Origin of the sequence: Burkholderia sp. Bp8994 (genome assembly GCF_003853805.1) — a bacterium.
GTDB lineage: Bacteria > Pseudomonadota > Gammaproteobacteria > Burkholderiales > Burkholderiaceae > Burkholderia.
The window spans coordinates 254,952-281,476 of the sequence record NZ_QTQH01000002.1; the positions used below are offsets into that span (position 1 = coordinate 254,952).

Genomic DNA, 26,525 nt, shown 5'->3' on the forward strand with positions numbered 1-26,525 from the left:
TCAGGCGCACGCACCGGCTTTCGCTACTCCTGGGTCTTCAGCACCGTGTGCGTGAAGCCGTTCGCCGCCTGCGCGACCGACAGGCTCAACTGGTATTCCGAAATCGTGGTGGTCGCCGTCCACTGGAAATCCATCGCCTTCACCATCGTCATCAGCGGATCGCTGCGGTTGTCCGCCATCGACGTCAGCATTTCGGTGCGGTGCTTGTCGATGTTCGCGTACCGCGTGTCGAGATCGTTGCCGTAGGTGCGCAACCGCTCGACGAGCGACGAATGGTTCGCCTGCGCGGGTGTCGCGGGCGTCATCTGCACGGCCGGCGCCGCATCGGCCGGCGCGCGCGACATCGCGACGCCCGACGCCGACGGCGACGCCGCGGCCGGCGCGGCACCCGGCTGCATCAACGCATCGAACTGGCGCACCTGCGCCGGATCGGACGCCGTGCCCGCCTGCTGCACGGCACCCGCGAGCGCGGCCGCGCCCGGGGGTGCCGCGCCTACGCCTGTTACCGACATGATCGTGTCCTCCTTGACCGGCAGCGCCGGGAACGGGCCGGCCGCCACGCGCACACGCCCCGCCGGGCGCCCGTCACGGGCGGCCCCGGCATCCGGCGTCGCGCGGCACGGCCGGCGACCGGCGTCATGCGCGGCCGGCGGAACTCAGGTGTTGCGCAACCTGGGCGTTCGCCGTCCCTTCCTGCGCGGTCACTGCGTTGCTGGTTTCGAACGTCGCGGTCGACTGCTGGACCTGGAAGTTGATCTTCGTCAGTTCGAGCTGCGTCTTGGTCAGGTCGTCCGCCTGCTGCTGGACCTGTTGCGTGTTGTTGGCACCAGTCGGGGGGGTACTCATGTTTCGCTCCTTTGCATGTACGTCATTGAACTGCTTCCCTGTTCCGGCGGCGGCCCCATGCCCCACCGGCGACGTGACGCGCCGCATGCGCGCGGCGTGTCGCGTAATGCGCGCACCGCGCGACGCGCGATGCGCAAGTCCTGTCGCGGCGCTAACGCGCCGCCGCCTTCGATGCGCCGGCCGCAGCAACCGCCGGTACCGCCGGCGCATCCGGCAACAACGCCGGTCCGGGCACCGGCTGTGCGACGCCGGCCGCCGCGCCGCTCGCGAGCGGCGGCACGGGCGGCGCCGATGCCCGCTCGGGCGCGCTCGCGGACGGACCGCCGAGCGGCATCGTGATGCGCTGGCCATTGCGTTCGAACACCACTTCGTCGGGGCCGATCGACACCACGGTCGGCCCTTCCTTCAGCCGCGCGCCTTCGAAATAGCGGCTGCCGTCGGCCGTCTCGATGTAGCGCTGGTCCCCGTCGCCCGCGAACACCGTCGTGATCTCCGGAATCCCCGCGACGCCGCCGAGTGTCGTCGCGGTGCGCGGCGCGGCCGCATCGGCGTCGCGCACGTGGTCGACCACCTCGAGCGCCGGACGCGCGTCCTTCATGTAGTTGCGGATACGCGGCTCGATCTGCGCGCGCTCGGCCGCCCCCGTCAATTCGATCCGGCCGCGGCCGAGATAGGTGACCGTCAGCGCCGTGTCGCTGAAATACGTCTGCGCGGTCGCGACGAGATCGCTTACCACGTAGAGGTTGCCGAGCGCCGCGTTGTCGACGCCCGCGACGATCTGCGCGACGCGTTCCCGCGCGGCCGGATCGCTCACGTAACCCGACACGATCACGCCGTCGTCGCGCGGCGCGACGGCGAGCTCCGGATACGCGTGCAGCAGCTGCTGCAGCCGGTGCGTGCGCGCGAGCACCGACTCGTGCTGCCACGGCAGGCGCCCCGACCATGCGACGAAGCCGTAACCGAGCGCGCCGAGCAGCACGCCGATCCACAGCGCGACCACCGCGATCACGAGCCGCCGGCTGCCGAGACGGCGCAGCCCGCCGGTGAGCCAGCCGAGCCACGCGGCCTCGCGCGCGGCGTCCGGCGTGTCGGCCTCGTCGGGCACCGCGACGCTCGCCTGCGCGTGACGCGCGATGCCGAGCTTGATCGAGCCGACCGTCACGACGTCCTGCGGCGTCATCGAGCGGCGGCCCGCGCCGAGCGGCGCGTCGTTGAACAGCACCGGCGCGCCGCCGTCGCCGCCGTGGTTCTGCACCGTCACCGCGAGCGCGCCGACCTGCAGGCATACCTGTTTCGCGCCGATCTCGCGATCGGGCAGGATCACTTCGCAGTCGGCCGCGGTGCCGACCCAGTTCGCGCCGCGCGCGAGCGACATCGTGCGGCCGTACATCGGCCCGCTGAGGAAGCACAGGTTCCACGGCGACGCGAGCGCGGGCGCCCCGGCCGCGGCGCCCGCCGCGCCGCCGGACAATGCGCCGTCGCCGTGCGGGTCAATGATGGTCGTCGACATGGGTGGACGCTCCTGCGGTCGTCGCCACCGGCTGCGCCGCCGAATCCTTCGGCGGCGGCAGCGCGGGCGGGCCGAACTTGGTGCCGGGCAGCGGCGCGGGCGTGAGCGGCACCGCGATGTCGTTGTCCGGCGGGCGATACATCGACGTGCCGTTCGAACCGGCCGGCCCGTCCGCGCCCGGGTTCACCGGCGAGCCGTCCGGCGCGTACATCGACGCGGTCGTCACCACGCGCGGCGTCAGCAGGTAGAACCGCTCCATGTGGTTGCCCGACTTGTCGGTGTACTTGAACAGGTTGCCGATCAGCGGGATGTCCGACAGCCACGGCACGCCGCTCTTGTTCAGCCGCACCTCGTCGTCGTTGAAGCCCGCGATCAGCAGGCTCTTGCCTTCGTCGATCATCGTCTTGGTGACGATGTTGCGCTGCTGGATCACCGGCACGTTCGACACGGCCTGGCCCGGCACGATGTTGCCGTCCTGGATGTCGATCGACATCATCACGCTCTGCGGGTTGCCGGACACGGCGGCCGCATTGCGGATCGCCTCGTCGACGATCATCGGCGTCACCTTGATGCTGGTGCCGGTCGTCACGCTGTACAGCGACGAATCCTGGTAGCCCTGCACCTGCACGTAGAACTGCGTGAGGTTCTCGAGAATGGCCTCGGTGTTGTCGAGCGCGAGCACCTTCGGCTTCGAGCGCAGTTGCGCCTGCCCCTTCTGCGCGAGCGCGTTCACGCGCGTGAGCAGGTAGTTGCGCAGCGAGCCGCCGATCGACGCGGTCAGCGCGATGCCGGTCGGCATGAAGGTGCCGGTCTGCCCCGTCTCCGACGCGCCGACGCCGAACGTCAGCGGCGGATTGCCGGCGCCGTTGTACTGCGTGTTGCCGTTCAGCGGATTCGCGCCGTTGCCGATCTGCACGTCGCCGTGCGTCGTGTGCAGGCGCCAGTCGATCCCGAGACTGTCGAGCGAATCCTCGTTGATGTCGATGATCGTCACGTTGATCTCGACGATGCGCGGCCGCTCGTCGAGCTGGTTGATCAGCGCCTGGTAGCGGTACATGTTCTCCGGCAGGTCGCGCACGATCACCGCGTTGATCGCCGGATCGGCGACGATCTGCGGCAGCGTGTCGCCACCGCCGCCGTTCGAGAACGGCGAGACGCCGCCGGCAGCGCCGTCGGCACCGCCATAGCCGCCCTGGCGCGGGCCGCCGGCAATGTCCGGAAAATCGAGCCGCGGCACCGCGATCGTCAGCCCCGAGCCGAGCTTCACCTGGCGCGCGGCCTGCCCGAGCGGCGTGCTCGACGGCAGTTCGCTCGTGCCGCCGCCCTTGCCGAACAGCCGGCGCAGGATCGTCGCGACGCCCGGCACCGTCACTTCCTTGCCCGAGCGGTTGATCGTGAAGTCGGACGCCCAGCCGTACCGGAGCCGGAACGCGCGGATGTCCGCATGCGCGCCGTTCGCCGACGGATCGCCGACCGAGCCGACCGCCTGCCGCACGAGCTCCACGTAACGACGCGGGCCGGCCACGTACACGCTGTTCGCGCGATCGTTGATCACGAGCGTGTAGCGCTTGTCGGGAATCTGCATCGCCTGCAGCGCGCGGCCGATCTCGCCGGCCGCGTTCGGCGGGATCGGGATCATCTGCGTCTGCGACTGGTCGGCCGGGTCGACGTACAGGAACGAGCCGTCGTAGTACCACGTGAGCCCGTAGGTCGAGCAGATCGTGTCGAGCGTCTGCTGCGGCGTGCCCGAGAAGCGGCCGCTGATCACGCCGTCGACCTTCGGGTCGACCACGGCCGTCACGCCCTGCGACGATGCGAGCTCGCGAATGAAGTCGCCGATCTTCTTGCCGTTCGCGACGATCGTAAACGGCTTGTTGCGCCAGCGCAGGTCCGCCGCGCGCGCCGGCTGCGCGACCGTCACGCACAGCGACGCGGCGAGCAGCGCGGTCGCGCACATGGCGAGCGCGGCCCGTTGCAGGCGGCGCGGTTGAAACCGGATCGGGGCGACGCGTCGACGCATCAAAACACTCCTGTGGAAGAAACGAACATGCGTTCCAGCGCCTGCTGCGCGAAGCGCAGCACCTCGCTGCCGAGCCAGCCCGACAGCAGCACGAGCGCGACCATCACGGCGATCAGCCGCACCGCGATGCCGAGGTTGGCGTCCTGCACCTGCGTGACGGCCTGCAGGATCGCGACGACGAGGCCGGTGACGGTGGCGATCAGCACGATCGGCAGCGACAGCAGCAGCACCAGCATCAGCGCCTGCCGGGTCAGGTCGAGGATCGTCGAGCTCGTCATTGCACGACTCCCGGCGCACGCACGCCGGCGCCCGCGCCGAGCGTGCCGTCGTCGGGCGGGTTCTTCACCCAGCCGACCGTATGCAGCTGCACGTCCTCCTCGACCTCCTGGTACGACAGCACCGCGAGTTCGGGCAGCACCGGCTGCAAAATCGTCTTCACGTAGCGGCGCGCGCCGAGCGCGACCATCACCGCGAGCCGCGCGGCGCCCGGCGGGTTGCCGTGACCGCCTGCGCCTGCCGGCTGCGCCGCCGTCGCGGCCTGCACGATCGCGCGCACCTGTTCGCCGATGTCCTGCTTGATCGCGCTCGACAGCGCGAGGAAATTGCCCTGCTTCGTGCGCATCACCGCGTTCTCGATCCGCTCCTGCAGGTTCTGCTCGAACAGCACGACGCGCAGCTGCCGCGTCGCGCCCGCATGGCGATCGGTGATCATCCGGCGCAGGTCGACGCGCACCAGCTCGACCAGCGCGATCACGTCGTCCGGCTCGTTCGGCGCCCATGTGATCAGGCTTTCGAAAATCACGCGCAGGTTGCGGATCGGCACCTGCTCGGCCAGCAGCCGGCGCAGCACCTCGGTCACGCGCTGCAGCGGCACGAGCCGCGTCAGTTCGCCGACGAGTTCCGGATGCTCGCGGCGCACCAGGTGCACGAGCGCCTGCGTTTCCTGGATGCCGAGCAGCTCGTCCGCATGCTGGCGCACGATCTGCTCGACGTGCGCGGCGAGCGCGCCTTCGCTCGTCAGCCACTTGCCGTCCGGCGCCGCGCCGTCGGGCTTGATCCACAGCGCGGTCGCGAACGGGCCGAAGGCCTCGGCCGGCTGGCGCTCCGCGCGCTCCGGCAGCGGCGCGACGCCGTCCCACAGCAGCCAGCCCGGCTTCAGCGCGCCCTGCGCGGCGAGCACGTCCTGCAGATAGATCCGGTACGTGCCGGGCGCCGCCCCTTCGTCGTCGTTCAGCGTGATGCGTGGAAACACCGTGCCGATGTCCGCGTCGACGCGCGCCTTCGCGCTCGACAGCGCGGTCTGCAGCTGCGCGAGGTTCAGCGTCGTGCGCAGGTCATCCGACAGCGACACCGCGATCAGCGACGTGACGCCTGCCGCATGCGACACCTTCGCGGGCTGGCCGTCGTCGGTCGCGCCGATGCGACCCGCGATGTGAATCAGGTTGAAGCTCGGCGCGGTCGTCTTGCGCTTGAGCTGCGTGAAGGCGAACGCGCCGAGGCCGAGCGCGATCAGCGCGAACGACCATTTCGGAAAACCGGGCACGACGAGGAACCCGGCCAGCACCAGCGCCGCGATCAGCAGCGCGCGCGGATGCGCGCCGAGCTGCTCGCCCAGCTGTTCGCCGAGCTGGCGCTGCCGCGTGTCGCGCGTCGCGACGCGCGTCGTCACGATGCCCGCCGCGATCGACACCAGCAGCGACGGGATCTGCGACGCCATCCCGTCGCCGACCGTCAGGATCGCGTAGCGCTGCAGCGCCTCGCCGATATTCATCCCGTGCATCAGCGTGCCGACCGCGATGCCCGCGACGATGTTGATGAACGCGATCACGAGGCCCGCGATCGCATCGCCCTTCACGAACTTCATCGCGCCGTCCATCGCGCCGTGCATCTGCGATTCCTGTTCGAGCTTCTCGCGGCGCTCGCGCGCTTCGTCGGCGCTGATGATGCCCGCGCGCAGGTCCGCGTCGATGCTCATCTGCTTGCCCGGCATCGCGTCGAGCGAGAAGCGCGCGCCGACTTCGGCGACTCGCTCCGAACCCTTCGCGATCACGATGAACTGCACGACGGCGATCACCAGGAACACCACGCCGCCCACCACGACGTTGTTGCCGACCACGAGCCGGCCGAACGCGTCGATCACGTGGCCCGCGTTCGCGTGCAGCAGGATCAGCTTGCACGACGCGATGTTCAGCGCGAGCCGGAACAGCGTGGTGAACAGCAGCAGCGCGGGAAACGACGAGAAGCTGACCGCCGACGGCACGTAGGTCGACACCGTCAGCAGCACGACGCTCGCGGCGAGGTTCAGCGAGATCATCCCGTCGAGCGCGGCTTGCGGCAGCGGCAGGATGAACAGCGCGACCACCGACACGATGAACGCGGCGAGAAACAGGTCGGCGCGCGGCGATGCCCCGAGACGTCGCCCGGACACGCTGCGGCCGGCGGAAAAGATCCGCTGCCAGTCGCGAGGGAGCGCCTTCGGTTCTGCCATCGTGCCGTCGTCCTGTCGTTGTCGCCGGCGGGCGCGGGCCGTCATGCCCCGCGTAGCGCGGACCGTTGAATGGGACGAGTGTAGCGACGCGCAACCGCGTAAAAAGGGAGGCGCCTCGTAGCGTCGCAGCCGTTTTCCGGTGACGATCGGATCGGACTACGAAACCCGGCGGCGCCTGCGCGCGCGCATCGCCGGAACCGCTTCCATCGCGCGGCTGGCGCCGCGCGGGGAGACAGGGTCAGGACTCCAGACGGCGCGCGGCGAGATACGCGAGCTGCGCGCGGTTCTGCACGTTGAAGAGTTTTTCGAGCGAGCGGATATGGTGACCGACCTTGTGCAGCGACGTGCGCAGCGCGCTCGCGATCTCCTGGTCGGACAGCCCGTGCACGAGCCGGTCGAGCACCTGCTGCTGCTCGTCGCCGAGCGCGAAGCCGCGCATGCGCGCGATGCGCGCCTCGAGAAACGGCAGCGCGACGCGATGCACGGCAAGGCTCACCGACAGCGCGCCGCCGATCACGCGATCGTCGATCCATTCGGTGCCGTGGGCTTCAGACGTCACGTTCACGGCAACGCGCAGGTCGAGCCGCGGCGCCGACAGGCTGAAGATCACGCCGCTGTTCATTGCATGCGCGCGCAGATGGCCGGCCAGCGCGAGCACCTTGCGGTCGCCGCTGCCCTGCGCGGCCGACTCGATCTCGTCGAGCCGCCACGCGACCGGGAAGCCGCTGCTGCGCACCTGCGCGAAACGCGGGTCGCTCTCGTAGAGCATGCCCTCGATATACGGCTGCATGAACGTCGCGGGCGCGAGGTCGCGCAGCAGATGCGCGCACAGGATGCGCCGCCCGATCATCTCGTAGGCGCCGTAGCCGAGCGTGCTGAAACCGATTTGCCGCAATCGCGCATGGCATTGGGAGAAATCGACGGAAGCGAGGTCGGATTTACCGGGCGCGATTTGAATGCCGGTAAAAACGTCGCGCTCGATTGCATGAATTTCTTTCGAATAAGCGGCAGCGGCCGCGATATCGGCTTGCGAGAACCACTCGACGCGTGGCGCGTCGTCAGCATATGTCATGAGGAGCCCACCCTTTCCCAATATGTGAACCTGCCCCGTCACGATTTGGTCTTTTCTTTATGATTTTCTGGTCGACTCTATACCGGTGCGAATATGAACCTTTCGCCCGAATTAGTATTACGGCATATTACGCGCAGACAGGCATTTTTGTACAATGCCCCCGCGTTTCGTCTGGATGACGATCGGCGCATATCATAAAGATGCTCGATCGCATCGTCGCGGGCACCGTGCACGACACGGCTGCCGCTGCGCGATGCGCGTCGATTCCGAGGGATGGCTCATGTCCGATATTGCATTGCAAGAAGAAGCGGTCGCCCCAACCTTGCCCCGTCCGCCGCGGCGGACGGTCGCCTGTGCCGACGCGTCGAGAGCGCGCCCGGTGCAGGTCGTCTGGTGCGACGACGTCAAGCGCGACGACATCGCGCAGCCGCACGCGCCGAAGCTCGGCGTCGCCGATACGCTCGCGCACGCGCAGAGCACCGCCGAACGCAACCGGATCGTCATCAGCCTGCTGCACCTGACGGGCTTCTCGACGTTCGCGTATTTCGCGCTCGAATTCTCGCGGGAGCGTGTCGAAAGTCTCTACCTGCACGAGGCGTTCACGCCGCCCACCTATCGCGGCGACTACGTCCGGCACAACCATCACGACATCGATCCGCGCACGCTCGACGCGCGCGTGTGCAACATGCCGATCGTGTGGGACCTGCAGCAGCTGCGCCGCGAACACCGCGCGCGCGACGGCGGCCCGTGCGTGAGCCCGGCCGCGCTCGACGGTTTCCTGCAGACGATGCAGGACGACGGCATGTGCAGCGGCATCATGTATTCGATGGCCGTGCCCGGCACGCGGCTGCACGCGTTCATGAGCTTCACCGCGCCGCGCCGCACGCGCGAATGGATCACGCCGGCGACGATCGAGCAGGCGCTGTCGATCGGGCTGTCGGTGCACAAGTTCGCGTCGCCGCAACTGATCGCGACGTCGCGCGAACGCGCCGTGAACGGGCTCACGCCGTTCGAGCAGGAACTGCTGCTGGGCATCGCGGAAGGCGCGTCGGACAAGGAGATCGGCCGGCGCCTCGACACCAGCGCGCACAATGTCGACTATCACCTGCGCAAGCTGCGCAAGCGCTTCGGCGTCGCGAACCGGATCCAGCTCACGTACCTGACGTCGAAGCTCGAGCTGATCTGACGCGCGCGCTCTGCCCGCGTAAACGCACATGCCGGCCTCGCGGGCCGGCATGTGCGCACACCAGGAGATGACGCCGAACGGCGTTACTTCAGCAGCGTCATCTGCACGACCTTGACGATCACGAGACCGACCGCGATCACCAGATAGCCGCGCAGCACGGCCATCCAGACGCGCGTCGCGACCGTCATGTTCTGCGGTTCGAGCGTGTCGAGCGGCGGCATGCGCCAGGTGGCGCGCAGCGCGCGATCGATGCCCGGCTCGACGACGCGCTTGTTGCGGCGGATCAGCACCGTCGCGAGATAGCCGGTGATCGCGAGCACGGTGCCGCCGACCAGCACGTCGATGATCGCTTCGCCGCTGATGTCCGGATACATCACCGACGCGGTCAGGATGATCGACAGCAGCACGAGCACCCAGATCACCGCGCCCGTGAAGATGTTGAGCTTCGTCGAGTTGACCCACGGGCCGAGCACCTGGCGATCGTTGCACAGCACGAGCAGGAACACCGTCGCGCTCGGCAGCAGCACGCCCGCGAGCGTCTGCACCGCTTCGGTCAGCAGGCCGAGCGGGCTGCCCGGGATCAGCACGAGCGCGGCAGCGGCAGCGACGATCCCGAAGTAGACGAGATAGAAGCCCTTCGCATCGGACACGCCGCGATGCAGCGAATGACGGATCTTGAACACGTCGCCGATCGCGTACGCGGTCGACAGCGACACCGCCGCCGCGCCGATGATGCACGCGTCGAGCAGCGCGACCGCGAACAGCGTCGCGCTGGTGCGGCCCGCATACTTCTCGAGGCCGGCGATGATGCCGCCCGCGTCGCTGAAGTTGCCCGCTTCCGGATGGCCGCCGAACAGCGCCGCGCTGAAGCCGATCATCGCGACCGCGCCGATCAGCACGAACGCGATGCCGATCCACAGATCGACCTTCTCGTACTTCATGAAGCGCGGCGTGATGCGCTTGTCGATCACGTAGCTCTGCTGGAAGAACAGCTGCCACGGCGCGACCGTCGTGCCGACGATGCCGATCACGAGCAGCATCACGTCGGACAGCTTCGCGTGCGCGGGCCAGTTCGGCACGAAGAAGTCGCGCGACATCTGCGCCACCGGCGGGTGGATCGACACGAGCACCGGCACGAGCAGCAGGCTCAGCACGCACAGCACGATCGCGAACCGCTCGAAGCGCCTGAAGTCGCCGGTACTCACGGCCGCCATCGTCAGCGCGGCCGCCACGCACACGCCCGCGATCTTCGGGAGCCCGAAGAAAGCCAGCACGAACGTGATGCCGATGAACTCGGTGACGATCGTCAGCGCATTGAGCAGGAACAGGTCGATCACGCTGAACGCGCCCCAGAACTTGCCGAAGCGCTCGAAGATCAGGCGCGCATGGCCGACGCCCGTGACCGCGCCGAGGCGCAGCACCATTTCCTGGTTCACGTACAGCACCGGCACGAGCAGCAGCAGCGTCCACAGCAGCGTCGTCCCGTAGTTCTGGCCGGCCTGCGTATAGGTGCCGAAGGCGCCCGCGTCGTTGTCGCCGACCATCACGATGAGGCCGGGGCCGATGATCGCGAGCAGCGTGCGCAGGCGCGCCCACCACGTGCCGCGCGCGGCGGTGTCGTGATGCGCGATGGTGCCGAGCGCGCCGCGGATGTCGCCCAGGTGGGCTTCGTCGAGCACGGCACTGCGTTCGACGGCGATCGGTGGAGAGACGTTGGATGGCGTGGACATGATGAATTCCGTACGGCTGGTTTTTTTCGGTCAAGCGTGTGGTCTTGGAATACGCGCGCGTAACAGGCCCGGGGCCCGCGCGCGCATGCCGAGACGCGCTCGGTGTTTCAGTTCAGCGAAGCAGCGATTTCAACCGGTTGAACAACCGGGAAAACACCCGCGGACGGGCGTCGAGCATCGGCATCGCGTCGTAGTGCGGATGCGATCGCGTGACTTGCGGAAGATTCGACAGCAGAAGGCCGAAGTTCATGGTCTGGCTCCTGGCGGCAACGGCATGCATGCCGGCCGCGTGGTGGGTGCGGGGCCAGTCCGGGGCCTGAACGACGTGTCAGGCTAGTCGGCCGGCATGTCCCTGCGACCCGGGTTCAAAAGGGTCTGTTGGTGCAACGGGCATAAGGGACAACTGTCACTGTCGTTCATGGCGGCTCCTGTGCGGTGTTCCGGAGAACACGGTTGGCCGCCGCCCGGCGCGCGGGCCGCCATTCGGGTGCATGCGAAACGCATGCGCGAACGCGGCCGCGCGCCGGGCGGCGGCGAAACCGGATGGCGCGTGCGCAAACGCATCACGCTAACCGGCGCGAATCAGGGTGCACGAGGGGGTTACTGCGAAATACTGCTGCGCGCACCGTTTGCCTGTGGGACAAACGGCGGCTTCGATGAGGCGCGGACGTCGGTCGCTCAGGCGGAAACTTCGTTCGAAGATCGACTACTGCAGGCGTCCAAGGCGGCGGCCCCAAGAGTGAAGATGGCGGATTCTATGGACCGGCCGAAACGGAAGTCAACCCTTTGGAACAGGCTTGACGGAATATTTTTTCGGGTTCATGCGGACTGAAAGATTCGCGCCCCAAATGACGCGCCGCAACCTTTCAGCGCCGCGGAGCGCATGCGCCGCCGATGCGTGCGAGCAACAGTCGCCGCGCGCCGCCGGCGGGCGGTCGCAGCGGGCATCGACCGGCCCCGGTGGGGCGGCGCACGCGGTGCGAAATGCGCAGCGTCGCCGCCTTTTTTGCTTGCACCGCAGCAAAACTCGCGACTACAATCCGCCCCAATTCATCAAGGGAGTCCCTTCGTGGACGCATGCTCCAGTTGCAGTTCGATGCCGGTCCAGGCCGGCCAAGCCATCGCGAGATAGCAGCCAGGCGCATGTCTTTCGCCGCTAGCTCGCCATCGTCGGGTTAGCGCGCTTCCTCCCGGGCCGGCATCGCCGGATCGTCCGTGTCGCACGCTCCGTTACGTTCCAATCGCCGAGCGCCGGTCGCGTCATGCACCCGTGCTCGATCACGTCGTCCGGCAAGCGCCGGACCGGACGGAGGCACGTCATGTTGTTTCAATCGCTCATGGTCAGACTCAGGCAACTCGCGCGTGTCGTGTCCGACCGCTCGTTCGCTTCGGCCCTTGCACCGCTCGCCCACACGTTCGGCAACTGGCGCGGCAGCGCGCTCGCGCACCTGCCGGCGGCACCGCGCCCGCTCGACTGCGTGCTGGCCGGCGCAATGGCGGCCGCCGTCGCGCTCGTCGCGCTGCTCTGTGCGACCGCATCGCGCCTCGGCTTCACGCACGTATGGCGGATCGGCGGCTGGCTGCCGTAACGGGTCGCGCGCGCAACGCGCAGCATGCCCGCGCGCCGCCGCCCGCACCTGCGCCATCGCTTGACGTTTTCACTGCTTCAGCCAAACCAATCACTCGAATCATGGAGCCCGCATGAAAAATCGCTTCGCATCCGCGCCGCGCACAGCGCGCCTCGACGCGCTCGCCGCGCTGTTGCTGTCGCTCGCGGCCGCGCCTGCGTTCGCGCAATCGTCGTCACCGGCCATCGCGGCCGAACCGGCCGCCGGAGCCAGCGACACTGCCGCCGCCCCCGCACCGGCCGCCGATGCTGCCGCGCCCGCCCCCACCGGTTTCTGGGAACGGTCGAACCTGCTCGGCAACATGGGCGGCCTGCGCGACGTGCTCGGCGATCACGGCGTCACGCTGAACCTGCAGGAAACCAGCGAGTACCTGTACAACGCCGCGGGCGGCACGCAGCGCGGCGGTGCCTATCAGGGCCTCACGCAATTCGGCTTCAACGTCGATACGGAGAAGGCGATCGGCCTGCCGGGCGGCACGTTCAACGTGTCCGGGTTGCAGATCCACGGCACCAACCTCACGCAGCGTTATTTGCAGACGCTGCAGACCGCGACTGGCATCGAGGCGAATTCGACCACGCGGCTGTGGGAACTCTGGTACCAGCAGGCGTTCCTCGCCGGCAAGGCCGACGTGAAGATCGGCCAGCAAAGCGTCGACCAGGAATTCATGGTCAGCCAGTACGCGGCGACGTTCATGAACGCGACGTTCGGTTGGCCCGTGCTGCCGGCGACCGACCTGCCGGCCGGCGGCGCTGCCTATCCGCTGTCGTCGCTCGGCGTGCGGCTGCGCGTGAAGCCGGCCGACGCGTGGACCGCGATGGTCGGCGTGTTCGACGGCAATCCGGCCGGCCGCAGCGACGGCGACGCGCAGGTGCTGAACGCGCACGGCACCAACTTCAACCTGCGCAGCGGCGCGTTCGTGATCGGCGAACTCCAGTACGCGCTGAACGCGCCGCCCGCCGACCCGAAGGCACCGCAACCGGCCGGCCTGCCCGGCACGTACAAGCTCGGCTTCTGGTATCAGTCGCAGCACGCGAACGATCCGCGCGTCGGCACCGACGGGCTGTCGCTCGCGGATCCGGCCAGCAACGGGATCCCCGCCACGCATCGCGGTAACTACGGTTTCTATGCGGTCGCGGATCAGATGGTATGGCGGCCGTCGGCGGACAGCCCGCGCTCGGTCGGCGTGTTCGCGCGCGTGATGGGTGCGCCGGGCGATCGCAACGTCGTCGATTTCGCGGCGAATGCGGGCGTGACGCTCAAGGCGCCGTTCAAGGGCCGCGACGACGATACGGCCGGCATCGCGGTCGGCTACGCGAAGATCGGCTCGCATGCGCGTGCGCTCGACGGCGACACCGGCAGGTTCACGACGCCCGGCTATCCGGTGCGGCGCGCGGAAACGGTGATCGAGGCGACCTACCAGTACCAGGTCGCGCCGTGGTGGCAGGTACAGGCCGACCTGCAGCACTTCTTCCGGCCGGGCGGCGGCATTCCGGACCCGAACGCGGCCGGCGCGCGCATCGGCGACGAAACGGTGGTCGGCGTGCGCACGACGATCACGTTCTGACATCCGCGCATGCGAAACGGGCCGGACTGCCGCGCGCGCGGCGATCCGGCCCGTGCTCGTTCAGGTGCGTGCATGCAATGCACGCGGCCTGTCACTCGCCATACAGCCCGAGCAGCTTCAGCGTGACGCCGTTGGTCCAGCCGAAGCCGTCCTGCAGCGGATATTCGCCACCCCCGCCGCCGCCCGCGCCAGCCCCTTCGACCACGTACTTCTCGACGAGCTTGCCTTCGGTTGCATACACATGCTTCACGTCGGTCAGAAAGCGCGTGCCGATGTCCTTCGCGAGCGCCGGCTCGCCGTAGCGGCGCAGCCCGTCGATCGCGATCCACTGCAGCGGCGCCCAGCCGTTCGGCGCGTCCCATTGCTGGCCCGTGTTCGCGGTCGTCGTCGCGAGGCCGCCCGGCTGCAGCAGCGTCTTGCGCACCTCGCGCGCGGTCGCCTTCGCACGCTCGGGCCACGCGACGCCCGCGAACAGCGGATACAGCGCGGCCGCCGTCACGCCGTCGCGCGGCTTGCGCAACTGCCAGTCGTAGTCGCCGTAATAGCCGCGACGGTTCCACAGATAGTGGTTGATCGCGGCCGCGCGCCGCGCCGCCCGTCCGGAGAAATCCGCGACGCACGCGAAGTCGCGCGTGACCGCGCAGCCTTTCACGATCGTCGTCTCGAGATGGAACATCAGGCTGTTCAGGTCGACCGGCACGATCGCCGTCGTGCGGATCGTCGCGAGCGTCCGGCCGTCGCCGAACCAGCGCGAGCTGTAGTCCCAGCCGCTTTCGGCACCCGCGCGCAGGTCGCGGTACACCTCGTTCGCGGGGCGATCCGGCACGGCCTTCGCGGTCGTCACGTCCTCGAGATACGACTCGTCGCGCGGCGTGTCGCTCGCGTCCCAGTAGCGGTTCAGCACCGCACCGTCCGGCATCGCGACCACGTTGCGCGCGGCCTGCCCGCGCGGCGTCGTCGTTTCGCCCTGCATCCAGTACGCATGCTCCTTGCGCAGCGCCGGCAGGTATTTCTGGTAGACCTTGTCGCCCTCGGCCTGCGCGGCGAGCGTGACCATGTACGCGAAGAACGGCGGCTGCGAGCGGCTCGCGTAGTACGTGCGGTTGCCGTTCGGGATGTGGCCGATCGTGTCGATCAGGTATGCGAAGTTGTCGAGCATGTCGTCGACGAGATCCTCGCGCCCCGACACCTGCAGCCCGAGCATCGTGAAATAGGTATCCCAGTAGTAGCCTTCGCGGAAGCGGCCGCCCGGCACCACATACGGCTTCGGCAGCGCGATCAGCGAACTGTACGGCGGCACCGTCGTGCTGGTGCGCGTGAGCTGCGGCCACAGCCAGTCGATGTGCTGGCGCAGCGTCTGGTTCGCGGGCGGCGTGACCCCGCCTTCCGGCGGCGGCGTGAAGTGCTGGTCGACGAACGCCTTCAGCGAGAAGCCCGGCTGCGACTTCTGTTGCTGATACAACTGTACGATCGTCGCCGGATCGGCGTTGGGCGTCGCGTCGACGAAGGTCTTCTGGTCGGGATAGAGTTGCGCCGTCTGCACCGCGACGAACAGGTCGCCGTAGAGCTGGCTCGGCGGCGGCAGCAGCGTGCCGGAAGCCGGCGCCGTGGCGGGCGCGGCGGACTGGCTGGCCGCCTGCATCGCGGCCTGGTTCGCACTGTCGGCCTGCGCGGCGCAGCCGGCGACCGCGAGGTAAGCGACGGCGAGCACGGCGGCCCAGCGCAGACGCGGCGCGGGCACGGACGGATGCGAGGCAGGATGCGATGCGGTCGATGCGGCGCGACGTGACGTCATGACGTGTCCCCTCCTTTCGATGATGAATGGTTCGGCAGGGGTCTCGTTCGCGCGTGCGCTCGTCTCGATGGCCGTCGATCGATGCGCGTCGTTGTCATCCGCAGATGAGTTCCGACTGTCGCACGAAACGCGCATCGCACGCAAGTTTCGCGGCCGCCTCCGGGGGCGCGCGTCATGTGTCACGTCATGGACCGCACCGGCAGCGCGGTCGTCTCTTCTTCCACGCGCGCTAACAGGAACGACTGTTGCAACATGCGGAACGAGCGTTGTCTCGCGTGACGCAACGACCACATTGTGGGCATAATGGCGTCTTTACCGCGCGCCCTGCCCATGTCGCCCGTCTTTCTAGCACCGCTCATCGTTGCCTGTGCGTTGTTCATGGAAAGCGTCGACGCGAACATCATCGTCACCGCCCTGCCCGCGATGGCGAGGGACTTCGGGCACAATCCCGTCACACTGAACATTGCGATCACGGCCTACGTGGTCGGCCTCGGCGTCTTCATCCCGATCTGCGGATGGCTTGCCGACCGCTTCAGCGCGCGCTCCGTGTTCCGCACCGCGATCGGCATCTTCGTCGCCGGCTCGCTGATGTGCGCGGCCTCCAATTCCCTCGGCGTGCTCACGTTCGCGCGCTTCGTGCAGGGCGTCGGCGGCGCGATGATGGTGCCGGTCGGCCGGATCATCATCTTCCGCGCGGTGCCGCGCTCCGATCTCGTGCGCGCGATGAACTACCTCGCGATTCCCGCGCTGTTCGGGCCGACGGTCGGGCCGCTCGTCGGCGGCTTCATCACGACCTACCTGCACTGGCGGATGATCTTCTTCATCAACGTGCCGATCGGCATCTACGGGATCTACCTCGCGAGCAAGCACATCGCGAACACGCACGAGGCCGATCCCGGCCCGCTCGACTGGTTCGGCTTCCTGCTGTCGGCGAGCGGCGCCGCGCTGCTGCTGATGGGGCTCACGCTGATCGACGGCGCGCTCACGTCGCGCGGCAACGCGCTCCTGATGTGCGCGGCCGGCGCGGCGATGCTCGCGCTCTACGTGCCGTACGCGCGCCGCAAGGCGCGCCCCGTGCTCGACCTCAGTTTCCTGAAGATCCCGACTTACCACGCGAGCGTGGTCGGCGGGTCGCTGTTCCGCATCGGCCTCGGCGCCGTGCCGTTCCTGCTGCCGCTCGCGCTGCAGGAAGGCCTCGGCATGAGCGCGTTCCACTCCGGGCTGATCACCTGCGCATCGGCACTCGGCGGCGCGGTGAGCCGCTCGACGGCCACCCATACGTTGCGCCGCTTCGGCTTTCGCACGGTGCTGATCTACAACGCCGCGTTCGCCGGGCTCGCGATCGCCGCCTACGGCGTGTTCCATCCGGGCATGGCGACCTGGGCGATCTGGATGATCGTGCTGGTCGGCGGGATCTTCCCCGCGCTGCAGTTCACGAGCCTGAATTCGATGATCTACGCGGATATTTCGCAGGCCGATGCAGGCCGCGCGACGAGCCTCGGCAGTGTCGTGCAGCAGATGTCGCTCGGGCTCGGCGTGACGGTCGCCGGCCTCGTGCTGCACCTGTCGCACTGGCTGCAGGGGCATCAGACGATGGTGTGGTCGGATTTCTGGCCCGCGTTCGTCGTGGTCGGGCTGTGTTCGTTCGCATCGATTCCGATCACGCGGCGGCTGCCGCCCGGCGCCGGCGACGAGGTCGCGCGCGGCAAGCGGCAATGAACGGGCTGGCTGGCGGGAAAAGGCTGGCGGCGGAAAAGCGAAACAACAAAAAAATCAGCGGACATCCACACGGGGCCGGTGCACAGCCGCATGGATGTCCGCTCAGGGCTCCGGGTCTCTCGTTGGGGGTTGAGAATCCCGGATCTGCTTCCTGCGTGCCATGGACATATGTGCGTCGGAAGCCGAATCGTTGCGCGCACATTTCGTCGCGCCATGACTGCACTATAGGGAAAGTCGCGCCGCGCATCTGTCAAGCATTGTCAGACGTGTCGCGCGAAAGCGTCGCACACGTGCGCCGCTTTCGCGCTAAAGTGGTGCCCGACCGCCACCTTCAGCCGCCGCTCCGATGCTCACGCTTTCGCCCGCCGCCGCCCGCGCGCTGCATCTCGCCGCGCAGGGCCTGCTGACCCCGCCCCGCCGCAAGGCCACCAAGGCCGACGTGCTCGACACGATCCGCCGAATGGCGCAGTTACAGATCGATACGATTCATGTCGTCGCGCGCAGTCCGTATCTCGTGCTGTTCAGCCGTCTCGGCGACTTCGCCCCGCAGTGGCTCGACGAGCATCTCGCCGAGGCGCGCCTGTTCGAATACTGGTCGCACGAAGCGTGCTTCCTGCCGGTCGAGCAATTCGGGCTGATGCGCTACAAGATGCTCGATCCGTCGGGGATGGGCTGGAAATACGCGGCCGACTGGCACGCGCAGAACCGCGCCGAGATCGAGCGGCTGCTCGCGTGCATACGCGACGAAGGCCCCGTGCGGTCCGCCGATTTCATCCGGGAAGACGGGGTGAAAGGCAACGGATGGTGGGACCGCAAGCCCGAGAAAAAACACCTGGAAGTGCTGTTCACGACCGGCCACCTGATGGTGTCCGAGCGCCGCAATTTCCAGCGCATCTACGACGTGCGCGAGCGCGTGCTGCCCGACTGGGACGATGCGCGCGACCTGCCGCCGCGCGACGCGGTGCTGCCCGCGCTGCTCGACTACACGTGCCGCGCACTCGGGATCGTGCGCGCGGACTGGGTTGCCGATTACTACCGGCTGCCGCGCCGTTCGTACCGCGCGGAACTCGAGCGGCTCGCGGACGCGGGCGAGCTGATCCCGGTGGAGGTCGCCGACTGGAAGGAGCCGGCCTACGTGCATCGCTCGCTCGACGCGCTGCTGCCGGCCGCCGCGGCAGACACGCTGCGCTCGACGGTCACGACGCTGCTGTCGCCGTTCGATCCGGTGGTATGGGACCGGCGGCGCGCCTCGACGCTGTTCGGGTTCGACTACACGATCGAGTGCTATACGCCCGCGCACAAGCGGCGCTACGGCTACTTCTGCCTGCCGGTGCTGCATCGCGGCCGACTGATCGGGCGCGTCGACGCGAAAGCGCATCGCGCGCTCGGCACGTTCGAGTTGAAGACGGTGCATGTCGAGCCGGGCGTGCGGTTCGGCACGGGGCTCGCGGCCGACGTCGCGAAGGCCGTGAAACGGCTGGCGGCGTGGCATGGCACGCCGGAAGTCACGGTCGGGCACGCGCCGACAGCGCTCGCGGACGCACTGCTCGGCGGCTGATCTGCCGCGGCGGCGCGACCGCTCGCCCGCCGCATGCATGCGCGCCGGCACCGTTGCCGTATCGACGCGCCGACGCATCGACCCATCGACCCATCGACCCATCGCGGCGCCGCCGCGCATGCCCACCGCGCGGTGGGCCTCCGCTGCAACCGCTACCGCTTCGCGGCAATCCAGCGGGCAATGCCCGGCCACACGTCCTTCAGCGTGCGCGATCCCATGAACAGCCCGATATGTCCGCCCGGCACGAGTTGGCGCGTCACCTGCGAGGCGGGCGTCCCCACCAGGTCCTGCGCGGCGAACACCTGCTCCTGCGTCGTGATGTCGTCGGCCGCGCCGGCAAGCAGATAAACGGGGCACGTGATCGCCTTCAGGTCGAGCATCCGCCCGAGCGCGACGAACGTGCCCTTCGCGAGCCGGTTCTCCTTGAAGATCTGCACGATCGCCTGCAGATACCAGCGCCCCGGCAGGTCGATCGGACTTTCGTACCAGTTCGCGAATGCTTCGCGCTTGCGCAGGTAGTCCGCATCGTCGAGGTGTTCGTACAGGTCGACGTGCTCGGCGAGATAGTGCTGGTCGGGATGCATGTTCTTCCAGCCGCGCAGCATGAAGCGCCCGCGCATCAGGCCGCCGCCCATCGTCACCAGTTCCTCGTAGAACGACGTCGGATAGGTGTGCGCCATCTGCTTGATCGGACCGTCGCCCGCATCCGTGTCGATCGGCGCGCCCGCGAGCACGAGGCTCGCGACCTTGTGCGGAAAGCGCGCCGCATACATCGCGGACATCCACCCGCCCTGGCACAGACCGACGAGATTCACGCGCCCGCCGAGTTCGTCGACGCAGACGTTCAGCTCGGCCAGGTACTGGTCGATCTCGAGGTCCCGCATGTCTTCGGTCGCCGAGCGCCAGTCGGTCAGGTACACGCGCGTCACGCCGTGCTCGCGCAGCGTCTGCATCAGGCTCTGCCCCGGCTGATAGTCGGCGATCATCGCCCGGTGTCCCGCATACGGCGCTTCGACGATCGTCGGCAGCCCGTGCGCCGGCGCGACCGAATAATCGCGGAACGTCATCGTGCGCAGTTCCAGCAGCGCGCGGTTCGGCGACGCCAGCGCCGGATGCGGTTCGCAATGCAGTTTCTCCTCTTCCGCGACGAAACGCAGGTTGCGCGCGGTGAGTGCCGAGCCGAGCCGGACCATCGCGGCGGCGGCGGCCATCGGCCAGAAGATCGGCAACGCCGGCGCGCTGGCGGACGTCGCGGAAGGCGGGACGGTATCGGTATCGCTCGAATTCACTGAATTCATCGAATTCCTGGCTACTGGGAACATGAAGGGAAAAAGCCGTACGCGGGCTGCGCGACGATCGTCCGCGCTACACCCGCGGCGAATCGCACGTCACGCGCGCGGCCGTGTCGTATGCATGACGTTTGCGCCCTTCGATGCGTCCGCAACGATCTTCCGATGCGGACGGCAATCGGTCATCGAACGCCCGGTGCGACGATCGGCGAAACCATTCTGGTCCGTAACCGGAAGCGATCGCTTGATCGTCGTCAATCGTTTCAGGTGAAATCCCGATAGCATGAAATCGCGCGATGACAGTTCGATGGCCGCGGCGCGATATCCGCCGACCTCGCTGCCGGCCTCGCGGCCGACATCGCGTCGCCACAGCGCACCGGCGACACCGGGCGACCTGCCTCCCCGCCTCACATGCACATCCGCGAAATCCGCTCGAAGATCAGCAGTACCTCGTCCACGCGCAAGATCACGAAGGCGATGGAAATGATGGCCCGCACCAAGATGGCGGTCGCGCAGCGGCGGGCGCGCGATTTCCGGCCCTATGCGGCGCGCATCCGGGAGATGGCCGAGCGCGTGCTGCGCGACCGGTCCGGCCACGTCTCCGCGCTGATGGCGAGACGCACGCCCGTGCGCCGCGTCGGCCTGATCGTCGTCAGCACCGATCGCGGGCTGTGCGGCCCGCTCAATACGCGGCTGCTGGTCGAATGCGTGGATGCGCTCGAACGCTGGAACCGCGCCGGCGTCGCGTGCGAACTCAGCGTGATCGGCGCACGCGGCATTGCGCCGCTGATGCGCCATGGCGCGACCATCACCGCCCGCGCGAGCGGCCTCGCCGCCGCGCCGCACTTCGAGCAGCTGCTCGGCGCGCTGCTCGTGCCGCTCACCGCATTCGTCAACGGCGAACTGGACGAACTGCACATCGCGTACAACCGGTTGACGAGCCCGCTCGCGTATTCGCCGCGCATCGACGCGGTGCTGCCGCTCACCGGCCTCGACACCGGCACGCCGCCCGGCGACACCGCGACATCCGACTATCTGTACGAGCCCGCGCCGAAACCGGCCGTGGATACCTTGCTGCTGCGCTACGTCGAGGCGACGCTCTACCAGGCCGTCGTCGAGAATTACGCATGCGAGCAGTGCGCGCGGATGTTCAGCATGCAGACCGCGACGGAGAACGCCGATCGCGTGCTGCGCAAGCTGCGGCACCTGTATCAGAAGACGCGCCAGGCGCAGATCACCACCGAGCTGTGCGAGATCGTCGCCGGCGCGGCGGCGGTCTGAAGGAGGCACGCATGCCGACGTCGATGAAGCTCGACATCCTCAGCGTGGAAGACGTGCTGTATTCGGGCGACGCACATTTCGTCGTCGTGCCCGGGGAAAGCGGCGAGCTGGGCATCTACCCGCATCACGCGCCGCTGCTCACGCGGCTGCGGCCCGGCGTCGTGACGCTCGTTGCCGCACCGGGCGGCGAGCACCGCCGGCTGCTCGTCGCGGGTGGCCTGCTGGAAGTCAGCCGCGACGGCGTGACGCTGATTGCCGACCACGCACTGCGCACGCCCGAACTCGACGACCTGCGCGCACGCGAAGCACGGCATGCGGCGGACGAGTGGCGCCGGCGCTTCGCGCACGACAACCGGCGCGCCTTCGATTTCGCATCGGCGCGTGCGGAGTTGATGGACGAAATCCGGCGCTTCTTCGCGCTGGCGATGCACCGGGAGTCCGCGCCGCGCGACACGCCGGGCGCCGCCGGCTAGGCCGGGCGCCGGCACCGCTCGTCGTGCGATCGGCGGGCGTGCTCAGTTCAGTCGCGCAGCTTGCGAAAACGCGGCGTGCCGTCCGGCAGGTTCTCGTTGAACATCGCTTCCGGCCGCACCCACAAGCCGCGCGCATGCGGCCACAGATGCTCGTACACGACCACCGACTCCTCGGTTTCGGAATGACGGGCGACGCCGATGTAGCGATACAGCCCGCCCTTGTAGTGACGATGCGTGGCGAGCTGTTCGGCTTCCTGTTCGGTCATGATCTGCTTCCCTTCGGCAAAAACGAAAGCGCGTATTGTATGCGCTCGCCGCGCGTCAGCGTTTCGCGTAGATATCGGGGCGGCGGATTTCCATCAGCCGTTCGGGATTCGCGGACGGCCCGAAACCGACCGGCCGGTACAGTTCGTGCGCGTCGGTCGTCACGAGCATGATGCGGCGCAGGCCCTGCACCATCGGCTGCGCAAATACGTGGTCGATCAGCGCGCGGCCATAGCCGTTGCCGCGCTCGGCCGGCAAGACGAATACGTCGCACAGGTAGGCGAACGTCGCGTGGTCGGTCACGAGCCGCGCGAATCCGACGAGCCGGTCGCCCACATACGCGCCGAAGCACAGCGAGCCGTCGATCGCGCGCTCGACGACATCGCGCGGAATGCCCTGCGACCAGTACGCATCGCGATGCAGGAAATCGAAGATCGCGTCGATGTCGAGCTCGCGCTTGTCGGTGGAAAATCTCAGCGGGGCGGGGGTGGCTGCGGGCACGTCGGCTCTCCGGTCGGCTGGGGGAGCAGCAACGATAGCGCGGTGCGGGGTGGGCGACAAGCGATGCCGCCTCGACATGTACAACATTCCGTACAATGGACGCCCATGCCATACTTGTACAGTTCAAAGTACAAGTATGGCGAATCATGCGCACGATTCACTTTTCGGATGCCCGCAGCAATCTGAAGACGGTCATCGACCAGGTCGTCGACGACGCGGACGTGACGCTCATCACGCGTCGCGATGCGCCGAACGCGGTCATCATGTCGCAGGAATACTATGACAGCCTGATGGAGACGGTTCATCTGCTCCGCTCACCGGCCAACGTTGCCCACCTCGAACGCTCGATCGCGCAACTGCGCAAGGGCAAGACGAAAGAGCACAAGCTGGCGGGGGACGATGAATGAGCGTACGCCGCGTGCTCTTTACTTCCGACGCGTGGGACGACTGCGTTTATTGGCAAGGGCAAGACCGCAAGACGCTCAAGCGCATCAACCAGCTCATTCGCGAAGCCCAACGGACACCGTTTGAAGGCATCGGCAAACCCGAACCGCTGAAGGCCAATCTGTCCGGGTTCTGGTCCCGCCGCATCGACGATACGAACCGCCTCGTCTACGAAGCGGACGATCTTCAAATCAGCATCGTGTCCTGCCGCTACCACTACGCGTAGCACCAATCCCGCCGCCGTCCCCGCCTCTTCAAGGCGCCGGCAACGCCCGATCGGCCTTGCACCGCTTCAGCGGCAGCGGCCGGGCCGCCACGATCCGCGTCACCTCGCGGGTGCGCGGGTCGATTTCCAGGTCGAGGCACGCGCAGCCGTAACCGTGCATCCCCGCATTGGTGACGACCCAGCCGCGTGTCGACATGTCCGGCATCTCGTCGAGGCCCGGCACCGGCGGGCTGCCCTGGGTCGACAGCGTCCAGCTGTTGTCCTTGTCGACGAGCCACCAGTTGGCCGGCGTCGGATTCTCGAGCCATCCGCAGCGCTTCTCCGCGGCGGCGGCCGCGGGCGTCGCGGACGTCAGCGCGACGAACACACCGAGCATCCACATCGCAGAACGGGCACGGGCGATTTTCATTTCAGGGAAGTCCGGACGAAGGAAACGGGGGGAAACGATAGCGTCGACAGCATACCGGGCTTTCATGCCCGTTATGTCATGCACCGCGTTTCGCGGGCGGCATTCCGTCCGATGCAAGGAAGCTGCCCGACCATCCCGCTTCGCCGCGGACCCAACCGCTCGCGCGGGCCACGCGGCTCGATTCGGTGATATCGTCACCGGCTCGATCAACTCGCGGCATCGCTTCATGCCTTATCGACTCATCGCGTTCGACTTCGACGGCACCCTCGCCGATTCGCTCGACTGCTTTCTCGCGGCGCTCACGGAGGCATCGCGCCTGCACGGCTTTCGCGACGCGACGCCCGAGCTGCGCCCCGCGCTGCGCGGCATGTCGGCGCGCGAGATCATCCGCGCGCTCGAGGTGCCGATGTGGAAAGTGCCGCGTGTGACGCTCGACATGCGCCGGCTGATGCGGCCGCGCATCGCGCACGTAAAGCTGTTCCCCGGCGTCGACGCGACCTTCGACGCGCTCGCCGCACGCGGCATCCGCATCGCGATCGCGACGTCGAACACCGAGGACATCGTGCGCGACCGGCTCGGCCCGCACGCGAGCCGTTGCGTCGACACGTTCGCGTGCGGCATTCCGCTGTTCGGCAAGGCGCGCCGGCTGCGCGCGCTCGTGCGCGAAGCGGGCATGCAGCCCGACGACGTGCTGTATGTCGGCGACGAGATCCGCGATGCCGAAGCGGCGCGCCGCGCGCGTATCGCATTCCAAGGTGTCGCATGGGGTTACACGGCGCCCGACGCGCTGCAGGCGCATTGCGCGACGCCGTTGCTGCCGCGTCTCGACGCATTGCTCGATCGCGTGTGAGGACGCCGTACGAATCGCGCGCTCGATTCGACGAATCGCGAAACAACCCGCCCGCGAAACGATGAAACGTCGATGACATGCGCGCGCATTGCAGCGATCGAATGCACGCTGCGCACGCAAAAATTGCCGCCACGATGCACGTAACAGGTACGCCCTACCTGGCCGCGCGCGCATCCATCGTTTCGTCTTACCAACCGTTACACAAACCACAGCGCGGTTGCACCTGCTACCTGAGCGCTCTCCTAGAATCAGTCGGGCCGGGAAACACTTCGAACGCCGCCGCGGCAGAGCGGCGATCGAGCCCGGCCCGGGCGCGCCCGGTCTCTCGCACAGCTGCGGATCACGCGATCCGTCCGTTAATCAGAGCCCCGATCGTAAGGAGGTCCCATGAACCGCTTCCCCCAAGTCTCGCGCCTTGCATTGTCTGCCGCTGGCCTGCTTCTCGTCGCCGTGACGGCGACCGCGCAAACCGCGCAACCGGCGCCGTCCGCACCGGCCGCCGCCACGCAGACGCGCATCCACGAAGCCGACCAGGCCTTCATCAACGACGGCACGAAAACCGTGTCGACCCAGCACGACGCCGCACGCATCGCCGATTCGCGCACGTCGGACAGCCAGGTGAAGGCGTTCGCGCAACGCGTGTCGACCGACGATGAGAAGATCATCCAGGCGATGCGCGCGGCCAGCCCGCGCGGCGTCGACGTGCCGGCCAACGATCCCGACACGGCCGTGCTGGACAGCATCAAGACCCTGCGCGGCGCGGAATTCGACAAGGCGTATATCGAGCAGGTCGCGCTCGCCGGCCAGCAGAAGACGATCTCGGCATTCCAGGCCGAAATCGCGTCGGGCCGCGACACGAAGCTGAAGGAAGTCGCGCGCCAGGCGCTGCCGATCCTGCAGGCGCACTACGCGGCCGCGCAGAAGCTCGCGCAGCGTCATCACCTCGCATCGGCGCAGTAACGCGCTGCCCGCCGCGCACCGCGCGCGGCACGCCGCTTCCCCCCTCGTCGCGTCGCCGCCTCCTTTGCGGCGGCGCGACGCACGCGGCACCCGCCTCGCGTCAGGTCGCGAGCTTCGCCCGCAACCGCTCGCTCACCTCCGGCCATTCGTCGTCGATGATGCTGAAGCGCACCGAATTGCGCTTGCGGCCATCGGGCATGATCCGCTCGTGACGCACGATCCCTTCCTGCTTCGCACCGAGCCGCAGAATCGCCGCGCGTGACTTCTCGTTCAGCTCGTCGGTCGTGAACTGCACGCGCACACAGTGCAGCGTGTCGAACGCATACGCGAGCAGCAGCCATTTCGCTTCGGTATTCGCGCGCGTGCGCTGCGCCGATGCGCTCAGCCACGTATGACCGATCTCGAGCTTGCGGTTCTTGCGGTCGATCTTCCAGAAACGCGTGCTGCCGATCACGCGGCCCGACGCACGCTCGACGATCACGAACGGCATCACGGTGCCGGCCGCGCGGCCTTGCAGCGCCGTGTCGAGATAGGCGTCGACCGTCTCCTCGCCCGGCACGACCGTGACCTTCAGGTTCCACAGCTCGCCGTCCGCCGCCGCATCGAGCAAAGCCTGCCGGTCGGATGCTTCGAGCGGCCGCAGCGCGATGCGCTCGCCGGTGAGCGTCGGTTGTCCGGGGGAAGATGAAGCGTCGGTCATGACGGGTTCCGT

Annotated in this window: 27 protein-coding genes; 11 read left to right on the plus strand and 16 right to left on the minus strand. The window is 68.1% G+C overall.

Translation table 11 applies throughout. The features are described 5' to 3' along the window. Positions 1–23: 23 nt before the first annotated feature. The 7 genes from DIE04_RS03065 to DIE04_RS03095 all read right to left on the minus strand — a co-directional run bounded on the left by DIE04_RS03065 (position 24) and on the right by DIE04_RS03095 (position 7,936). On the minus strand, positions 24–512 hold the full coding sequence (locus DIE04_RS03065; protein WP_124485407.1) for a hypothetical protein: 489 nt from the start codon (positions 510–512) through the stop codon (positions 24–26). Between the two features lie 124 nt (positions 513–636). Beyond that, positions 637–846, minus strand: a complete 210-nt coding sequence (locus DIE04_RS03070) for a hypothetical protein (RefSeq protein ID WP_044847609.1) — start codon at positions 844–846, stop codon at positions 637–639. A gap of 151 nt (positions 847–997) precedes the next feature. Continuing rightward, entirely contained in the window at positions 998–2,356 is a 1,359-nt protein-coding gene (sctD, locus tag DIE04_RS03075) for a type III secretion system inner membrane ring subunit SctD (RefSeq protein WP_124522355.1), read from the minus strand. Beyond that, positions 2,337–4,376 carry a type III secretion system outer membrane ring subunit SctC gene (sctC, locus tag DIE04_RS03080; RefSeq protein WP_124522357.1) on the minus strand — a complete coding sequence of 680 codons (2,040 nt, stop codon included), beginning with the start codon at positions 4,374–4,376 and terminating at the stop codon, positions 2,337–2,339. Before sctC ends, sctD begins: the two co-directional genes overlap by 20 nt. After that, positions 4,376–4,654: a type III secretion system export apparatus subunit SctS gene (sctS, locus tag DIE04_RS03085; RefSeq protein WP_124485367.1), complete on the minus strand. Its 279-nt coding sequence runs from the start codon at positions 4,652–4,654 to the stop codon at positions 4,376–4,378. Before sctS ends, sctC begins: the two co-directional genes overlap by 1 nt. Beyond that, entirely contained in the window at positions 4,651–6,864 is a 2,214-nt protein-coding gene (sctV, locus tag DIE04_RS03090) for a type III secretion system export apparatus subunit SctV (protein WP_124522359.1), read from the minus strand. Before sctV ends, sctS begins: the two co-directional genes overlap by 4 nt. Positions 6,865–7,102: 238 nt before the next feature. After that, on the minus strand, positions 7,103–7,936 hold the full coding sequence (locus DIE04_RS03095; RefSeq protein WP_044847604.1) for an autoinducer binding domain-containing protein: 834 nt from the start codon (positions 7,934–7,936) through the stop codon (positions 7,103–7,105). Between the two features lie 280 nt (positions 7,937–8,216). Between DIE04_RS03095 and DIE04_RS03100 the strand changes: the two genes are divergently transcribed. Further along, a complete protein-coding gene (locus tag DIE04_RS03100) occupies positions 8,217–9,122 on the plus strand; it encodes a LuxR family transcriptional regulator (RefSeq protein WP_124523028.1) in 906 nt (301 codons plus the stop codon). An 83-nt stretch (positions 9,123–9,205) separates the two neighbouring features. Here DIE04_RS03100 and DIE04_RS03105 read toward each other — a convergent pair whose 3' ends face one another. After that, a complete protein-coding gene (locus DIE04_RS03105) occupies positions 9,206–10,852 on the minus strand; it encodes an Nramp family divalent metal transporter (protein ID WP_124485364.1) in 1,647 nt (548 codons plus the stop codon). A gap of 112 nt (positions 10,853–10,964) precedes the next feature. Then, positions 10,965–11,102 carry a hypothetical protein gene (locus DIE04_RS29645; RefSeq protein WP_185500299.1) on the minus strand — a complete coding sequence of 46 codons (138 nt, stop codon included), beginning with the start codon at positions 11,100–11,102 and terminating at the stop codon, positions 10,965–10,967. Between the two features lie 1,069 nt (positions 11,103–12,171). On the opposite strand from DIE04_RS29645, the gene DIE04_RS03110 reads away from it, so the two are divergent. Continuing rightward, positions 12,172–12,441, plus strand: a complete 270-nt coding sequence (locus tag DIE04_RS03110; protein ID WP_124522363.1) for a hypothetical protein — start codon at positions 12,172–12,174, stop codon at positions 12,439–12,441. A 112-nt stretch (positions 12,442–12,553) separates the two neighbouring features. Then, positions 12,554–14,044 carry a carbohydrate porin gene (locus tag DIE04_RS03115; RefSeq protein ID WP_124522365.1) on the plus strand — a complete coding sequence of 497 codons (1,491 nt, stop codon included), beginning with the start codon at positions 12,554–12,556 and terminating at the stop codon, positions 14,042–14,044. A 91-nt stretch (positions 14,045–14,135) separates the two neighbouring features. Here DIE04_RS03115 and treA read toward each other — a convergent pair whose 3' ends face one another. Together treA and DIE04_RS29650 are read right to left on the minus strand one after the other, a co-directional pair. Then, a complete protein-coding gene (gene treA, locus DIE04_RS03120; protein ID WP_124523027.1) occupies positions 14,136–15,839 on the minus strand; it encodes an alpha,alpha-trehalase TreA in 1,704 nt (567 codons plus the stop codon). Positions 15,840–16,018: 179 nt separating this feature from the next. Continuing rightward, positions 16,019–16,219 (minus strand): hypothetical protein, encoded by a 201-nt coding sequence (locus tag DIE04_RS29650; protein WP_185500302.1) that lies wholly within the window; start codon positions 16,217–16,219, stop codon positions 16,019–16,021. On the opposite strand from DIE04_RS29650, the gene DIE04_RS03125 reads away from it, so the two are divergent. Next, positions 16,170–17,558, plus strand: coding sequence for an MFS transporter (locus DIE04_RS03125; RefSeq protein WP_124485360.1), 1,389 nt, complete (start codon positions 16,170–16,172; stop codon positions 17,556–17,558). The genes DIE04_RS29650 and DIE04_RS03125 overlap by 50 nt on opposite strands. Positions 17,559–17,904: 346 nt before the next feature. After that, positions 17,905–19,116 carry a winged helix-turn-helix domain-containing protein gene (locus tag DIE04_RS03130; protein ID WP_124523026.1) on the plus strand — a complete coding sequence of 404 codons (1,212 nt, stop codon included), beginning with the start codon at positions 17,905–17,907 and terminating at the stop codon, positions 19,114–19,116. Positions 19,117–19,268: 152 nt separating this feature from the next. Here DIE04_RS03130 and DIE04_RS03135 read toward each other — a convergent pair whose 3' ends face one another. After that, positions 19,269–20,327: an alpha/beta fold hydrolase gene (locus tag DIE04_RS03135; RefSeq protein WP_185500300.1), complete on the minus strand. Its 1,059-nt coding sequence runs from the start codon at positions 20,325–20,327 to the stop codon at positions 19,269–19,271. A gap of 489 nt (positions 20,328–20,816) precedes the next feature. Between DIE04_RS03135 and atpG the strand changes: the two genes are divergently transcribed. After that, positions 20,817–21,686, plus strand: coding sequence for an ATP synthase F1 subunit gamma (atpG, locus tag DIE04_RS03140; RefSeq protein WP_124523024.1), 870 nt, complete (start codon positions 20,817–20,819; stop codon positions 21,684–21,686). Positions 21,687–21,697: 11 nt separating this feature from the next. Next, entirely contained in the window at positions 21,698–22,159 is a 462-nt protein-coding gene (gene atpC / locus DIE04_RS03145; protein WP_044847595.1) for an ATP synthase F1 subunit epsilon, read from the plus strand. Positions 22,160–22,206: 47 nt separating this feature from the next. Here the strand turns inward: atpC and DIE04_RS03150 are convergent, their stop codons facing one another. After that, entirely contained in the window at positions 22,207–22,425 is a 219-nt protein-coding gene (locus tag DIE04_RS03150; protein WP_006751720.1) for a DUF1653 domain-containing protein, read from the minus strand. A gap of 55 nt (positions 22,426–22,480) precedes the next feature. Further along, entirely contained in the window at positions 22,481–22,924 is a 444-nt protein-coding gene (locus tag DIE04_RS03155; protein WP_044847594.1) for a GNAT family N-acetyltransferase, read from the minus strand. Positions 22,925–23,070: 146 nt separating this feature from the next. Between DIE04_RS03155 and DIE04_RS03160 the strand changes: the two genes are divergently transcribed. Both DIE04_RS03160 and DIE04_RS03165 read left to right on the plus strand, forming a co-directional pair. Beyond that, on the plus strand, positions 23,071–23,331 hold the full coding sequence (locus DIE04_RS03160; RefSeq protein ID WP_124485354.1) for a type II toxin-antitoxin system Phd/YefM family antitoxin: 261 nt from the start codon (positions 23,071–23,073) through the stop codon (positions 23,329–23,331). Continuing rightward, positions 23,328–23,594 carry a Txe/YoeB family addiction module toxin gene (locus DIE04_RS03165; RefSeq protein ID WP_060348282.1) on the plus strand — a complete coding sequence of 89 codons (267 nt, stop codon included), beginning with the start codon at positions 23,328–23,330 and terminating at the stop codon, positions 23,592–23,594. Before DIE04_RS03160 ends, DIE04_RS03165 begins: the two co-directional genes overlap by 4 nt. 28 nt (positions 23,595–23,622) lie before the next feature. Here DIE04_RS03165 and DIE04_RS03170 read toward each other — a convergent pair whose 3' ends face one another. Further along, positions 23,623–24,003, minus strand: a complete 381-nt coding sequence (locus DIE04_RS03170) for a DUF4087 domain-containing protein (RefSeq protein ID WP_207671168.1) — start codon at positions 24,001–24,003, stop codon at positions 23,623–23,625. 226 nt (positions 24,004–24,229) lie between these two features. On the opposite strand from DIE04_RS03170, the gene DIE04_RS03175 reads away from it, so the two are divergent. Next, a complete protein-coding gene (locus DIE04_RS03175; RefSeq protein ID WP_124485353.1) occupies positions 24,230–24,853 on the plus strand; it encodes an HAD hydrolase-like protein in 624 nt (207 codons plus the stop codon). Positions 24,854–25,240: 387 nt separating this feature from the next. After that, the gene (locus tag DIE04_RS03180; protein ID WP_124485352.1) at positions 25,241–25,813 is read left to right on the plus strand and encodes a DUF4142 domain-containing protein; all 573 of its coding nucleotides are present in this window, start codon (positions 25,241–25,243) and stop codon (positions 25,811–25,813) included. A 100-nt stretch (positions 25,814–25,913) separates the two neighbouring features. Here the strand turns inward: DIE04_RS03180 and DIE04_RS03185 are convergent, their stop codons facing one another. Next, positions 25,914–26,513, minus strand: a complete 600-nt coding sequence (locus DIE04_RS03185; RefSeq protein WP_124522379.1) for a GNAT family N-acetyltransferase — start codon at positions 26,511–26,513, stop codon at positions 25,914–25,916. Positions 26,514–26,525 lie beyond the last annotated feature (12 nt).

Bases quoted from the DNA above. Each gene is read 5' to 3' on its own strand.
- DIE04_RS03065 (WP_124485407.1), bottom strand. From the start codon at position 512: ATGTCGGTAACAGGCGTAGGCGCGGCACCCCCGGGCGCGGCCGCGCTC.
- DIE04_RS03070 (WP_044847609.1), bottom strand. From the start codon at position 846: ATGAGTACCCCCCCGACTGGTGCCAACAACACGCAACAGGTCCAGCAG.
- sctD (WP_124522355.1), bottom strand. From the start codon at position 2,356: ATGTCGACGACCATCATTGACCCGCACGGCGACGGCGCATTGTCCGGC.
- sctC (WP_124522357.1), bottom strand. From the start codon at position 4,376: ATGCGTCGACGCGTCGCCCCGATCCGGTTTCAACCGCGCCGCCTGCAA.
- sctS (WP_124485367.1), bottom strand. From the start codon at position 4,654: ATGACGAGCTCGACGATCCTCGACCTGACCCGGCAGGCGCTGATGCTG.
- sctV (WP_124522359.1), bottom strand. From the start codon at position 6,864: ATGGCAGAACCGAAGGCGCTCCCTCGCGACTGGCAGCGGATCTTTTCC.
- DIE04_RS03095 (WP_044847604.1), bottom strand. From the start codon at position 7,936: ATGACATATGCTGACGACGCGCCACGCGTCGAGTGGTTCTCGCAAGCC.
- DIE04_RS03100 (WP_124523028.1), top strand. From the start codon at position 8,217: ATGTCCGATATTGCATTGCAAGAAGAAGCGGTCGCCCCAACCTTGCCC.
- DIE04_RS03105 (WP_124485364.1), bottom strand. From the start codon at position 10,852: ATGTCCACGCCATCCAACGTCTCTCCACCGATCGCCGTCGAACGCAGT.
- DIE04_RS29645 (WP_185500299.1), bottom strand. From the start codon at position 11,102: ATGAACTTCGGCCTTCTGCTGTCGAATCTTCCGCAAGTCACGCGATCG.
- DIE04_RS03110 (WP_124522363.1), top strand. From the start codon at position 12,172: ATGTTGTTTCAATCGCTCATGGTCAGACTCAGGCAACTCGCGCGTGTC.
- DIE04_RS03115 (WP_124522365.1), top strand. From the start codon at position 12,554: ATGAAAAATCGCTTCGCATCCGCGCCGCGCACAGCGCGCCTCGACGCG.
- treA (WP_124523027.1), bottom strand. From the start codon at position 15,839: ATGACGTCACGTCGCGCCGCATCGACCGCATCGCATCCTGCCTCGCAT.
- DIE04_RS03125 (WP_124485360.1), top strand. From the start codon at position 16,170: ATGTCGCCCGTCTTTCTAGCACCGCTCATCGTTGCCTGTGCGTTGTTC.
- DIE04_RS29650 (WP_185500302.1), bottom strand. From the start codon at position 16,219: ATGAACAACGCACAGGCAACGATGAGCGGTGCTAGAAAGACGGGCGAC.
- DIE04_RS03130 (WP_124523026.1), top strand. From the start codon at position 17,905: ATGCTCACGCTTTCGCCCGCCGCCGCCCGCGCGCTGCATCTCGCCGCG.
- DIE04_RS03135 (WP_185500300.1), bottom strand. From the start codon at position 20,327: ATGGCCGCCGCCGCCGCGATGGTCCGGCTCGGCTCGGCACTCACCGCG.
- atpG (WP_124523024.1), top strand. From the start codon at position 20,817: ATGCACATCCGCGAAATCCGCTCGAAGATCAGCAGTACCTCGTCCACG.
- atpC (WP_044847595.1), top strand. From the start codon at position 21,698: ATGCCGACGTCGATGAAGCTCGACATCCTCAGCGTGGAAGACGTGCTG.
- DIE04_RS03150 (WP_006751720.1), bottom strand. From the start codon at position 22,425: ATGACCGAACAGGAAGCCGAACAGCTCGCCACGCATCGTCACTACAAG.
- DIE04_RS03160 (WP_124485354.1), top strand. From the start codon at position 23,071: ATGCGCACGATTCACTTTTCGGATGCCCGCAGCAATCTGAAGACGGTC.
- DIE04_RS03165 (WP_060348282.1), top strand. From the start codon at position 23,328: ATGAGCGTACGCCGCGTGCTCTTTACTTCCGACGCGTGGGACGACTGC.
- DIE04_RS03170 (WP_207671168.1), bottom strand. From the start codon at position 24,003: ATGAAAATCGCCCGTGCCCGTTCTGCGATGTGGATGCTCGGTGTGTTC.
- DIE04_RS03175 (WP_124485353.1), top strand. From the start codon at position 24,230: ATGCCTTATCGACTCATCGCGTTCGACTTCGACGGCACCCTCGCCGAT.
- DIE04_RS03180 (WP_124485352.1), top strand. From the start codon at position 25,241: ATGAACCGCTTCCCCCAAGTCTCGCGCCTTGCATTGTCTGCCGCTGGC.
- DIE04_RS03185 (WP_124522379.1), bottom strand. From the start codon at position 26,513: ATGACCGACGCTTCATCTTCCCCCGGACAACCGACGCTCACCGGCGAG.